Consider the following 13474-nt stretch of genomic DNA (forward strand, 5'->3'; position numbering starts at 1 on the left):
CTTCAATTCAGAAGCTTGTTTTATTGACAGAAAATAAATAAAATGATTAGAATGGCCCTATTTTAAACTAAACAAGGGCTTATAGTGATCACAACCTATTCAAGCAAAATAAATGCTTTTAAATTAATTGCACGTCATCTGGGGCTTCACGATGAAGTGTTTAAACTTGATCAGTTACGTAAACATTCCGATGTCATGGAACTTATTGGACACCCTAAAAATCCTCGTCTTTTTGATATAATGGATAAAGCCAAGATGCTTTTTTCAAAGTTCCGCAGCCAATTGGAACAAGTGGAGTTGACCATTTTGACGGCAGTTCAATCGCGGTCCGATTTAGTTACAGCAAGAGAGGTAGCTGGTATTTGTCTCAGTGAGCAACGTGATGAAGAGAAATTGGCTGAATTATCATCCTATCTTGAAACTAAGGTACAAAAAGAGGAATGTGAATACAAACCTGGATTTTGAACCCTGGGTATTGGCATACAGCACCTTGATCAAATGACTATAAATTGCAATTGTTTAGACGGAATTATAGATTGAGAATTACTGGACTTTTATTCTATTTGCCCTAGACTATTTTTATCATTATTTTTAAGGATAGTTTATGTATGAAGCAAATTATATCTATCATCATGGTGCTCAGGAACTGCATGGATTTCTAGCCTTTGATGAACAGATTCGCACTCCTCGTCCAGCAGTAATTGTTGCCCATGATTGGACCGGTCGCAATGAGTTTGCTTGTCAAAAAGCCAGAATGCTCGCTGAAATGGGGTATGTTGGATTCGCTTCAGATGTATACGGCCAGGGTCGTATGGGATCAACGAATGATGAAAAAATGGCTTTAATGCAACCTTTGGTCAGTGATCGTTCCTTGTTACGAGCTCGTTTGCGGGCGGCCTATGAAACCTTGGCAGCCATGCCTGAGGTAGATAAAACCCGGATCGCTGTAATAGGATTTTGTTTTGGTGGATTATGTGCTCTTGATTTGGCTCGTAGTGGCGCAGACATTAAAGGTGCAGTGAGTTTTCATGGATTATTAAATAAACCCGACCATCTAGAATCAGAACACATAAAAGCGAAAATTCTGGTTTTACATGGTTATGATGATCCTATGGTCAGACCCGAACAAGTCCATGCTTTTTGTCAGGAAATGACGGATGCTAAAGCCGATTGGCAAGTTCATATGTATGGTCATGTTCAACATGCATTTACCAATCCTCAGGCACATGATGTGCAATTGGGATTAGTGTTTAATTCTCTTGCTGAACAGCGTTCATGGTTGGCCATGCGTCATTTTCTGCAAGAGATTTTCTAATGGATTGCTTTTAAGGGATTAAATGTTTAAAAAAATTCTAATAGCAAATCGAGGTGAGATCGCATTGCGTATCGTGCGAGCCTGCAAGGAATTAGGTATTTCCGCTGTGACTATCCATAGTGAAGCGGATCGTTATGCATTACATGTTAAAAGAGCGTCTCATTCTCATTGCTTAAGTAAAAAACCGCTTGAAGCATATTTGAATGGTCGGCGTATTATTGAATGCGCGAAGGCTTCGGGATGTGAGGCCATCCATCCGGGATATGGTTTTTTATCTGAAAACACCGAGTTTGCCAAAGATTGCGAAGAAGCAGGAATTGTATTTATCGGTCCAACTTCTTCTGTAATCGCAACAATGGGATCGAAAATAGCTGCCCGTGATGCGGTACGAAAAGCAGGCATACCTACTATTCCCGGTAGTGAAGGGAATCTGGAATCCATTGATGATGCCCTCAGGTGCGCAAAAAAACTGGGATATCCCGTTATGCTCAAGGCTACTTTCGGTGGTGGTGGACGAGGGATCCGATTATGTCATGATGCGACTCAGGTCAAACAACAATTTGAACGAGTGCAATCAGAAGCAGAAAAGTCCTTTGGTGATGCTCACGTTTATATGGAACGCTTTATTAAAAATCCGCGGCATATAGAAGTTCAAATCCTGGCAGACCATTATGGAACGGTACTGCACCTATTTGAACGGGATTGTTCCGTGCAACGTCGTCATCAAAAACTGGTAGAAATAGCTCCTTCTCCACATCTGGAACAGCGAACCCGGGAACTTCTTTTTAGCTATGCAGTTAAAGCAGCAAGAGAAGTAGGATATACCAATGCAGGTACTGTTGAGTTTATCCTGGATGAAGAAAATAATGCCTACTTTCTAGAAATGAATACTCGTTTGCAGGTTGAACATCCCGTTACAGAACAAATTACTGGTATTGATATTGTACAAGAACAAATTCGCATTGCGGCAGGCGAGCCATTATCAATGAATCAGGAACACATTACTTCCAGAGGATATGCAATAGAATTTCGTATCAACGCGGAAGATCCACAGAATGATTTTTTACCCAGTTTTGGTCGCATAACCCGATACTATGCTCCAGGTGGTCCTGGTGTGCGTACAGACAGTGCGATTTATACGGGATACACCATTCCCCCGGATTATGATTCGTTATGTGCCAAATTGACCGTTTGGGCTCTTGATTGGCCTTCAGTATTACGCCGATCTCGCCGCGCTCTTGAGGAAATGCGCATGTTTGGCGTTAAGACGACCATTCCTTATTATCTGGAAATGATTCAATCCAATGAATTTCAGGAAGGGCGATTGACAACTCATTTAGTCGATTCCCATCCTGAATGGTTAAAGTATTCAAACAAATCATTACCTAATCATAAAGCAGCAGTTATTGCAGCAGCTATAGCGATGTACAGTCAAAAGTCATAATCTCGGGCTTTTGGATTGTTGTTACTTAAAATGGGTTTGTTTCTCTAATTATTCTGTATATGGGACAAAATAATGTCCATGCGCTGTTCAATGGGCACTGCAGGAAGTTCAACCAGCTCATAGCCTAAATGATGATAGGCAGCGTAGATTAATTCACCTATTTTTTGAGCGCTCGAATTATCTTCTACGCGGACTGAATCATGTTCCAAAGGTAACTGATGGCAGTAAAACAGTTTTTTATATCGAATGCGTTGGCAGGAATGAATCACCTGATCTGCATTGATATTATAATAGCGAAAATAACCAAGACTATCGGGGGTACCTCGATCAAAAAAAATGAGTTGATTCGCCTGTAAACGTCGTTCTCTTTTCAGCGCTATTGCCAGTATTCCTCGTTGAAGTCGCAAGTTATCCTGTATTATATCATCCAGAGTCAGATTGGTTTCCAACAAACCGTTGATATAGTCTCTTGCGACTTCAGGAGCAATAGCATAGCCAGCGGAGGCTAATTGGTTAATTAAGGTAGTTTTACCCGAGGAAGGCGCACCTGTAATTACATACCAATTAGTCTGGATCATCAGATTTGATAATTATCGATTAAACGTATTTCACCAATCATCACTGCGGCAAATTTTCTGCCAAGATATTCTTCAATGTATTCCACAGCGATTCCCTTTGCTTCTAACTCTTCACTTATCATTACACAAGGTTTGTTCTGATGGAATATGTTTGCAAACTCTTCAGCACGTTTTTTTTGTTCGATAGTTAATCGGTTATTTCGTGAACTGTAGGCCAAACCGCTGCTTTCTCTAATCGTTGGACAGGGGATAATTTCAACATTCATGAACAGCGCCTTGACCATGCCTTGGATTAACAGATACTGCTGATAATCTTTTTCACCAAAATAGGCTCTGTTGGGTCGGGTTAAATTGAGTAATTTCATGACCACCGTTAATACACCATTAAAATGGCCTGGCCGATGTGTTCCTTCCATTAATTGGCACAGTTGATTCTCCTGAACCTGATAAGTATATTCATCAGGATACATCTCTTTGTCAGTGGGTAAAATACAATAATCCACCCCGGATTGTGCCATTAATTCGAGATCTGCATCCAGCGTTCTTGGATAATGGGTGAAATCATCCGGTTTATTAAATTGAGTGGGGTTAATAAATAGACTGGATACAGTGCGGTCATTTTCATCCTTACTTTTGGTAAATAAGGATGCATGGCCAGCATGCAGGTTGCCCATAGTTGGAGCAAAACCCAAGCTAAGTTTTGTGGATAAAGTGTTTCGAAAGTTTATCCACTCATCAAGTTTATGAAAAATGTGCATGAAGTACTCTCTTAAAACGCATATTCAGGAGTTGGAAAATTAACGTGTTGTACTTGTTGGGCGTACGCATTGATCGCCTCAAGAAAAATATCCTTACCGTGAGTATATTTTTTTGCAAACTTGGGCGTGAATGTGGATTGCAATCCCAGCATGTCATGCCATACAAGTACTTGTCCATCGGTGTCCGAACCTGCGCCTATTCCTATAGTCGGAATATCAAGTGAATTGGTGATGGTTTTGGCAAGGTTTTGGGGAACGCATTCAATGACTAAAGCAAAACAGCCACTTTGCTCCAAGGCAAATGCCTGCTGCAATAAACGATCGGCCTGTTCCTGATTTTTTCCCTGAACTTTATAGCCACCCAATTGGTGAATAGATTGGGGAGTCAGGCCAATATGCCCCATCACAGGAATACCCGCTTTGACCAGATAGGAAATAGTTTTACAGGTATCTTCATCGGCTCCTTCAATCTTTATGGCATGGGCTCCTGCCTGTAACAGACGTTTAACCTGCTCTATAGTTTGGGATAGAGAGTGTTTATGACATAAAAAGGGAAGATCAGTTACTAAAAATTGTTGATTCAAACCACGGGCAACCGCTTTAGTATGCAGCTCCATCATCTCGATGGTGGCCATAATCGTCGTGTCATACCCATGAACGGTCATAGCTACAGAGTCACCAACTAAAACGCAATCGATATTGGATTCAGCGATGATGCGAGCCGAAGGATAATCATAACAGGTGAGCATGGAGATTTTTTTGCGGGCTTGTTTGTTAATTTTAAAATCATGAATTTTCATACACTTCTCCCTGGATGGATGAAGAATATGATGTGTATCGAATTTATAGATGGTGCATCAGGTACCTGTCTCATGGATCAAGTCCTCCAAAAATAATTAATAAAGTCACTGCCCGAGGGGTCAGTGCATCTGGGTAATATTATAGTGAATTGATACGAAATTGAATATCAAACCAGTAAATCTTTTAAGGGACAACGTTGATGGATTATTTGAATGATGTTGAGCAGGTGATTCTAGTACCTGAGCGTCGCTATTAAATATTCAACCAACCCTAGGCATTCAGGTCATTATGTAATGGATAGCCATATAAAAAACGAATAACAGCTATTAATTATTTACAGTCTTCATTAATTATTTCTTAATTTATTGCTTGTACAATTTATAGTCAGAAGGAAATAAACAGTTACAGGTGAGGAACGCACAGAGTTCTCATTTTTTAGAGTAAATCGTTTAAGAATATTAAGTTTCATCTGTTGATTTAGGAAGGCTAGTGCTTATTGAGATGAATGTTTTAACGATACATTGTGAGATTAAAAATGAGTATACCTGGTGAGTTTTATTGCTTGTTGTCGCAGACTAAACCTGCTTATACCTATGCTCCAACAGAAAACCTAGACATCAATAAATTGATTCAGTCTAAAGCGCCATGGATTTTACCAGCCAGTCTGGCACAGAAACCAAAAAAGCTCATACTGAGTGATTGGACCGCAAAGAATTGGTCCTATTCTAAAATGAACGTTGTTCAGGATGCATTGATAGACTTAGTGAATCAGGGGTTTTCTTTATATATCCAACAAAATGGACAGATTAACCCCCTATTAATTGATGGTATATCGAATTTGATACGGCCGGATATCCGAGCAGCGATCCGGCCTGTTTCATCAGGGGCTCTCATCACCAAAGCAACAACTCAGTATCGAATGTCTAAAGATGAAACCTTCATTCTTGATGATTATTGGATCGATCGCTTGATTGGCAGTAAAGAGCATAACGCTCCCCGAACTATGAATCAAAGTGATTATATGGGGCTTAATCGAGAGGAAATCATAGGACTTGAGAAGTCTCTTGATCAATTAAATCCACCATTACAACTGCTCATTCAGGATGAATTGTCTGATGAATCCATTAGAGGATTTGAGCGATTCAAGAAGTCGTTTCCTACTATAAGTCATCTACAAAGAATAAGGAAAATGAGTGAACCTTCAGCACAATCTTCTAAAGAACAGTGGCTGGAATTATTATCTAACGGATCCTTTTTACAAGAACTTGTATTGCCTGCAACCCAAGATACGATAAAACTCGATGAATCCGGTTTGATGAACTTGATCTATTTAGATTTTGACAACTACTGGATTGAAAATTTAGCTGATTTATTAGCATCCGTTCCCAATCTTCAAGAGCTTTCAATCCGTAGGTTGGATGAATCATCAAAGCTAAATACGCAAGAACTTCAATTGAAGTTTCTGAAATTAAATTTTTCAAAACTTCATTTCAGCCAATTGTATCAATTGTTGAGTGAACAAGCGCAGTCCATACAATTTTTGTCTTTAGCTAACAGCAGGGTGATCGCTGATGACATGATTGAAGAGTCGATATTATTAGAAGCTCCTCAATGTTTACACCTGATAGAAATCAACTTAACTGAATCTTTTTTAACCATCGAATCATTAAATTTACTATTATCGAGAGCGCCTAATTTAAAAAGACTGACGCTGGGAGGTGGTATATTTGAGGAAATGGAGAGTTTTATCGATTTTAATGAAATGAACACGGATGTATTGAATCGTCTTGAGTCTCTTTGTTTACTGTCTTTAACCTGGGATGATGGTACATTTAATTTATTGAGTAATAAATTAACACATCTTAAGTGTCTTCATCTTAGGAATTTTAAGTTTAACGCTCTTCCAGAGCAGAATGAATGTCGAATGGAGCATGTCGAAGAGTTAATTATTTCTGGTTCAGAGTTTGAAGATGACGAGGACTTAAAGAGGTTGCTTCAATGTTTTCCTAATATTAAACGACTTCAATTTATCAATAATTCATATCATGGGAGCAACGATCTGAAATTTGATGTTGCTGCATGTAAGAAGGTTAAAGTGGTTGATTTGAGTGATCACTTTGCGTTTGTTGGTAAACAAGCCGTAATGGATGTGGTAAACACTGCGCCAAATCTCGAAACATTGAATCTGATTAATTGTAACAATATTTCTGTCCGTGAATGGAACAAATTATCCGATAAATTACCTCATCTTAATGTATGCTGGCACTGGGATGATTGTGATGGAGATCAGGATGATGAGGATTATCTGCTCTGTAGTGATGATACACCGCATCAGGAACATAATCTTGCGGACTACAGGGACTTTGAACCGACACCGGAAGATTTTAAATTTCAATTTAAAGGCAACAGTTCATCAATAGATCAAAACATGATTATTGAAAAACTGTCTCAATACTTCAATTTAAATCAAATCAACACCCAGTACATACCCAAAATCCAGGATGGAATTTGTAACGCTTTAACTCACTTATTTAAAAAAAGCAGCATTGATGAGTGGAATGATTTTATTCACAGAATGAAGGCATGGGATGGCCAGTTAACCACTCTTAATGATGAATTAAAGAATGATTTTAAGATGCTTTGGACTGCTATCAAACAGTACCAGTTTAGCCAGAAGAGGAGTGCTCAATATATCGGAGATAATCTGGCGCATTTTCTTTCCATTAATTCAATACATAACAGTACCTATGCTGCTCAGCTTCAGATTCATGATGATGACGTCGATGATTGGATAGCGTCAATACTTACTTCTGATTTGATGGATGAATCCATTCAAACCAGTACCGAGAGCACTATGATCCTGAATCCTCGGAAAATCAAGCTGCAAGATGGATGTATTGTGTCCAATTTCTGGCATGCGATCTGTATCCGATTAATCGCAGAAGATCAGTGGCAGGTTTATAATCCCAACTGTAAAGATGGGGCTAAGACTGTTACAACAACGGAACTAATTCACCTTATTCATACCGAGCTGGGCACACTGGTCAGTATTGAAATGGAGGAAGAATCGATCGTCCCCGAGATTCATAATCCTGATCAGTTCATTCAAGGTGGAGGACTGTTCCATTTAATCCATGATATGAATTCGAAAGCAGTGGCAGACCTCATACCCGTGAATTATCAATTCAGTGCTCAGGCACTTCAAGGCGTGTTACTCAATGATTTGAAAGGCGTTCCAGCATGGTTTAGTGGTCTCAATAGCGCTCACACGCTCCAGTTTACCTATAATTTATTAGAACAATTGTATCGATTATTCCCTGCTGATTGTTCCAGCATGTTGCAAAAAAGTATTCAATTTCTCGCTCCTGAACAAAAACAGAAGTGTATCGTCGAACTCACCAAATCAGGTCCCAAAACCTCTACCGCTATTTTTGATATAATGAGTTGTCCAGCTCCATCGCTACCCACAGAACTGAACAAAGCATTAATCGATATTCTGAGGAATAGTTCAGATATAAAATATTTTGAGCAGGTATTGAAAACCTGGAATAAATCCTCAAACCCATTTGATACTTTGGCGGAATATTGTCAGCATGTGTTAAATCCTGAGGCTTATCAAAAGCATTTGGTTGAACTTGACTCTACAACGTCAGTGCAAGCACTGCGTCTCGCGTTACAAAGACAATGCCATTTCACTAATAGACCAATATATTACATCCATTCCCCTGACGATTTGATCTGTTCCGCATCATTTATTCAACGTGATCCCAATAATTATGGCATTTTACGAAAAGGGCCTGGTGGCCCTCTTCATGATTTTTTAACCGCTGATCATGGCGATCAACCACCGGTACTAATTATCAATTATGAGCAATTTAGTGCTGAAGATATCGTCAGGTTTAATGCGCTTCTTGATAAAAAAGGTTTTGCAGACGGAACGCCAGTACCTGAAAACGTCCAGATTATCGGTTTGAATAATACCAATAAACCGGATTGCTATCAGGGCGATGATTTTTATTCCCGGTTTAACACGAAAGAACAATGCCCAATCTCTGCTAAAAAATTAATAAAATCGGTACCTCCTTTACCAACAGAATCGGAAGAGGAAGCAGCCGAAGGTGTTGTGATCAATTTATTTAATGCCAGTGATTGGAAAGAGCGGTTGTTAGGCCGTTGGGAACTGGATGGAACGGAGTTGAAGTTTCAGGAAGGTGCCTTGTCCAACCTGCAAGATACACGCATTACCATTCAAAATGGTCCTTGGGATGATGAAGAGTTTAATCTGTTTTGGACTGAGGCCTGTTACCCTGGAACTCGATTTTTCCCTGGTAGCACTATTCCTGTACCAAGTACTATCCAACTGAATAAAAAAACAGGATATGCACTGAATGACTTAAAAGAATGGCTTCAGGTTCAGTATTTATCCGATGATTGTTTAAACCTGGGGGATCTTCCCCATGTTCTGAATCCTCATCGAATAGCGGATTATTTTCATAATTATCGCTATGAAGAGGGCGATCACAGTCTAAGAAAAGAGATGGGTTTGATAGAAAAGGCACAAAACAGTACTCTGGATGTTACATTAACTCGTTCCATTTCATTAGATGACTGGGCCAGGATTTTAACTGAATGTCAGAACTATCAGGTTACATTAAGAGTCAATCCTGCCCCAGGAAGTTCTTTTCCCGATCAATTTGGATTCGATTTCATAACAAGTCAGTTGGAACAGAGGAATTGGCATCTGGCTGATATTTCCAGAACTGAAGTAATAAAAACGACAGATATTGATGTGACGATATCTATGCTGACTGCATCTCAACCGGATTGGCACGTTATTGATGTATCAGAATTAGATGTTTCAGATTTATTGAGACGTGTTGACGGTCAATTGAATGAAGAATTGCTTCAGTTTGAATTTCATCAAAGATCATCCTGGCTACTTGCCGCTTTGGCCGCAGGTAAGAATATTATCCTGAAAGGACATTGTTCCAAAGAGCTGGAAGATCACTTGGCTTCTTTATTATTACAGCGGATGGACCATGGAGTAGAATCCGGAACATTACTATTGATAACTGAAGATTCAGACAGTTTTCACTATGTTTCAAAAAAAGTGCATGAAGTCAGTGAGCAAGATAAAAGAACCTGTCTTGGTGAGTTTCCTCATGAACTGGAGCCGTTTATCGCTTCTGAGTCACTCAGTAAATTAAAAGCCAAAACAACTTATTTGCAGGCATTTCCTGAATGTTCTAAACATGATGCGCCTTGGTCAGGCATGTCGTGTCATACTGCAGAGATAAAGCCTCTGGCTGCGCTCAATCCTCTAACAGCAAAGCAAGAAGCAGACGAATTTACATCAGCGCGACTCTCTTTAGTACGAAGAATGCTGAATGCAGCACCATATGTTTTTCTTTCAGGATTGTCTGGAGTAGGAAAAACTAAATTGGTTACCAAAGAGTTGGTACAAGAAGGAGAACAACTGCATCAGAGTATAGACGCAATAAAAGCTTGGGCACTGGATACCAGCCCAGGTCGAAAATATCTTTTTCTGGATGAAGCGACCTTAAGTTGTGGTAATTGGTCTCTATTTGAAGGCTTATTTAATAATCCTCCCAGTATTTTTTATGATGGTCAGTACTATCCCTTAAGTGCAGAGCATAAAGTCATTTTTGCTGGAAATCCAGTGAGTTATGGTGATGAGCGACGATTGGCAACACTTTTTGAGCGCCATGGAAATGCGGTGGAGTTTGAACCATTACCCACTGCTGTTTTATATGAAAAGATATTAAAACCAGCTTTTGAACAGCAATACCTGAATGACAATGTGGTGCCTCAACTGTCTTCTGTTTTTCTTGATGTGTATCGATTTATGGTGAACTGCTCAACCACAGACGTGTTAATCACTCCCAGGGAATTAGAAATGATGGCTCTTTTGACAAACAGTTATTGTCAAAAAAATCCCTCGGTTGATCGCCTGGATGTTGCTGCTCATTATGCATTTAAAATAGCGATTAATTTGGTTCCAAAATCAAAAAAAGAACTGTTTATCAAAGAGTTTAATCCTAAAAATCCACTTCCGATAACGGTAGGTGATGAACCTCCAGAGTTCCTTATCACTCAATCTCGTTTGGTCAGTCAGCAACTTCTGGAAGATGTTTTAGACTTAAGAGAATGGCGTCAAACCTTTGCGGTAAATGACGTACAACGGTATGGTGGTTTGGGTGGTTTAACCTTTGAGGGTGAGCCTGGTATAGGGAAGTCCGAACAAATAAAGCAAACGTTACTCGCGCGTGGGTTTAAACTGATGTCCATCAATTCAGTACCTGCACCCGGTGATAAACCCATGTACCTAATCCCGGTCAGCATGTCTTATACTGACAAAGAGGCGCTCTTGCTTAAGGCGTTTCACGAAGGGGCGGTTGTTGTAATTGATGAGATCAATAGTTCTCCTATGATGGAGAAATTGCTTAACAGTCTTCTCATGGGTAAAACACCGCAGGGAAATAACCCCGATACTCCGGGTTTTCTGATTATTGGAACGCAAAATCCTGTAACTCTTTCAGGGCGACGTGCTCCGAGTAATGCTTTATCCCGGCGAATCATTACGGAACAACTGCCGCTTTATTCAAAAGATGAAATGCTGGATATTTTAATGAAAGAGGGAGTGCAAGAGACCATTGCTCGCGATATGATCGAGGCATTTATGAAAAACAGACAGAGAGCAGAAAAAGAACAGCTTTCTCCTGGGCCAACCTTCAGAGATTTGTTACATCTCGGACAAGGTTCTGGTTATCAACATGTTAAAAAGCGTGAACGAGGGAATAATTGCATTGAACAGGTTGTAACAGACATGAAACATGCTCGGACGTTCCTGGGTAGAAAACAAGCATCAAGCGTGAATTCAAATGGTGTGTCCAGTTCAAGCAGCAGTTTTTTTAACTCATCGAAACGTTCTGATAGAGGATATGAGCGGAATGAGCATCTAATAAAACGGCTGAGGGGATTTTAAACGTGCGTCACATTTCAAATTCAGGCATTTTGCCTGAGAGATCATCTTTCGTTTTAGCAATAACGGGCTTCAATAAAAAAAGTAAAGGCAGCGCGCAGAGTACTAGCCACATCATAAAGCGAAAATCCTGTAAATAAGCTAAAGTAGCTGCCTGTCGTGTAACTTCAGCGTTCAGTGACGCTAATCCCTGAATGGTTTTTATATTCATTACTCCTAATTCGCCGGCATGTTTTAAGCTTTGGTTGAAGGGGGTAATGAAATTGGCAAATGCCGCATGATTGGCTTGAATATTTTGCGCTAATTTGGTCATGACGATTGAAATTCCAATACTGCTGCCTATATTTCGCAGTAAACTAAATAATGGCGTGCCGTCATTGCGGTATTGTTCCGGTAACGTCGCAAAGGCCAGCGTTGATAAGGGAACAAAAATAAATCCTAGTCCAAATCCTTGTATTATGCCGGTGTAAACAATAGTGCTGGCGGATATGTCTGTAGTGAATAAAGTCATTAGCCATAATGAGTAGCTGGTTAGCATCAGGCCAAAAAAGATTTGATATCGGGAGTCCACTTTGCCAGACAATTTTCCTACAATCATCATAGCGACCATTGTTCCCATTCCTCTTGGCGCCATGACCATGCCTATGTCGATGATGGGATAACCCATCAAGCTTTGTAAAAAGGGCGGAAGTAATGCCATAGTCGCAAGCAGAATAATGCCAATGATAAAAATGAAGATGAGCCCAACACTGAAATTACGATCTTTGAACATCCCGGGATCAAGAAAAGGATTTTTAGACGTTAAAATGTGCGTTATGAATAAATAGAGGCACAACACAGCTAAAATACCTTCAATTACGATTTCATTACTGTTTAACCAATCCAGCGACTGCCCTCTGTCCAGAAATAATTGTAATGAACCAATTGCAATAGCTAAAAAAGTAAAGCCCATCAAATCAAAATGAGTACCACGAATTAATTTGTTTTCTTGAAGAAAGGTAGTTAACCCCAGCCATGCCAGTAAACCTATAGGCAGATTAATATAAAACACCCATCGCCAGTTATAATATTCAGTTAACCATCCACCCAGGGACGGGCCGAGTATGGGGCCCACCATGACGCCCATGCCCCAAATGGCCATGGCGGCACCGTGTTGTTCCGGAGGGTATGTATCTAATAATACCGACTGTGACATGGGAACCAGGCTGGCGCCAAAAGCGCCCTGGAGCAACCGAAATAACACAATTTGAGTCAGGCTCTGAGCTGCTCCGCACAGCATGGACGCAATGGTAAATCCTACTACTGCAAAGATAAAAATTCGTTTTCGACCAAATTTATTGCTTAAAAATCCGGTCAGAGGCATAAAAATAGCAGCCGCTACTATATAGGAAGTGAGCACCCAGGAAATTTGTTCTTGAGTAGCGCCCATCCCCCCTTGCATGTGAGGTAAAGCAACATTCGCTATAGTTGTATCCAATGCTTGCATAATAGTAGCAAGCATTACGAACAAGGTAATAAACACTCTTCGTGACGGAGTATGTGATTGATATGTCTTTAAAATATTGGACATAATTA

The 13474-nt window shown here is 40.0% G+C and carries 8 protein-coding genes; 4 read left to right on the forward strand and 4 right to left on the reverse strand.

What is annotated here, in order from left to right:
* Positions 1-84 precede the first annotated feature (84 nt).
* From IZU94_RS12285 to IZU94_RS12295, 3 genes are all read left to right on the forward strand, one after another.
* Positions 85-465 carry a hypothetical protein gene (locus tag IZU94_RS12285; protein ID WP_203110993.1) on the forward strand — a complete coding sequence of 127 codons (381 nt, stop codon included), beginning with the start codon at positions 85-87 and terminating at the stop codon, positions 463-465.
* Between the two features lie 139 nt (positions 466-604).
* The gene (locus IZU94_RS12290) at positions 605-1315 is read left to right on the forward strand and encodes a dienelactone hydrolase family protein (RefSeq protein ID WP_203110995.1); all 711 of its coding nucleotides are present in this window, start codon (positions 605-607) and stop codon (positions 1313-1315) included.
* A gap of 22 nt (positions 1316-1337) precedes the next feature.
* The gene (locus IZU94_RS12295; protein WP_203110997.1) at positions 1338-2759 is read left to right on the forward strand and encodes an acetyl-CoA carboxylase biotin carboxylase subunit; all 1422 of its coding nucleotides are present in this window, start codon (positions 1338-1340) and stop codon (positions 2757-2759) included.
* 44 nt (positions 2760-2803) lie between these two features.
* Here the strand turns inward: IZU94_RS12295 and IZU94_RS12300 are convergent, their stop codons facing one another.
* Genes IZU94_RS12300 through panB form a run of 3 tightly spaced genes read right to left on the reverse strand, consistent with a single transcriptional unit; the run spans position 2804 to position 4895 of the window.
* Positions 2804-3337 (reverse strand): AAA family ATPase, encoded by a 534-nt coding sequence (locus IZU94_RS12300; RefSeq protein WP_203110999.1) that lies wholly within the window; start codon positions 3335-3337, stop codon positions 2804-2806.
* Positions 3337-4095, reverse strand: a complete 759-nt coding sequence (gene panC, locus IZU94_RS12305; RefSeq protein WP_203111001.1) for a pantoate--beta-alanine ligase — start codon at positions 4093-4095, stop codon at positions 3337-3339. The genes IZU94_RS12300 and panC overlap by 1 nt, the downstream gene beginning before the upstream one ends.
* An 11-nt stretch (positions 4096-4106) precedes the next feature.
* Entirely contained in the window at positions 4107-4895 is a 789-nt protein-coding gene (gene panB / locus IZU94_RS12310; RefSeq protein WP_203111002.1) for a 3-methyl-2-oxobutanoate hydroxymethyltransferase, read from the reverse strand.
* A gap of 536 nt (positions 4896-5431) precedes the next feature.
* Here panB and IZU94_RS12315 point away from each other — a divergent pair.
* Positions 5432-11902: a hypothetical protein gene (locus IZU94_RS12315; RefSeq protein WP_203111004.1), complete on the forward strand. Its 6471-nt coding sequence runs from the start codon at positions 5432-5434 to the stop codon at positions 11900-11902.
* Positions 11903-11909: 7 nt separating this feature from the next.
* Here the strand turns inward: IZU94_RS12315 and IZU94_RS12320 are convergent, their stop codons facing one another.
* On the reverse strand, positions 11910-13469 hold the full coding sequence (locus tag IZU94_RS12320) for a DHA2 family efflux MFS transporter permease subunit (RefSeq protein WP_203111005.1): 1560 nt from the start codon (positions 13467-13469) through the stop codon (positions 11910-11912).
* Positions 13470-13474: the final 5 nt, after the last annotated feature.

The organism is Legionella bononiensis (genome assembly GCF_016786215.1).
In the GTDB taxonomy this organism is placed as follows: Bacteria; Pseudomonadota; Gammaproteobacteria; order Legionellales; family Legionellaceae; genus Legionella; species Legionella bononiensis.

Excerpts from the sequence above, each read along its gene's own strand:
- IZU94_RS12300 (WP_203110999.1), bottom strand. The coding sequence starts at position 3,337 with ATGATCCAGACTAATTGGTATGTAATTACAGGTGCGCCTTCCTCGGGT.
- panB (WP_203111002.1), bottom strand. The coding sequence starts at position 4,895 with ATGAAAATTCATGATTTTAAAATTAACAAACAAGCCCGCAAAAAAATC.
- IZU94_RS12320 (WP_203111005.1), bottom strand. The coding sequence starts at position 13,469 with ATGTCCAATATTTTAAAGACATATCAATCACATACTCCGTCACGAAGA.
- IZU94_RS12295 (WP_203110997.1), top strand. The coding sequence starts at position 1,338 with ATGTTTAAAAAAATTCTAATAGCAAATCGAGGTGAGATCGCATTGCGT.
- IZU94_RS12315 (WP_203111004.1), top strand. The coding sequence starts at position 5,432 with ATGAGTATACCTGGTGAGTTTTATTGCTTGTTGTCGCAGACTAAACCT.
- IZU94_RS12290 (WP_203110995.1), top strand. The coding sequence starts at position 605 with ATGTATGAAGCAAATTATATCTATCATCATGGTGCTCAGGAACTGCAT.
- panC (WP_203111001.1), bottom strand. The coding sequence starts at position 4,095 with ATGCACATTTTTCATAAACTTGATGAGTGGATAAACTTTCGAAACACT.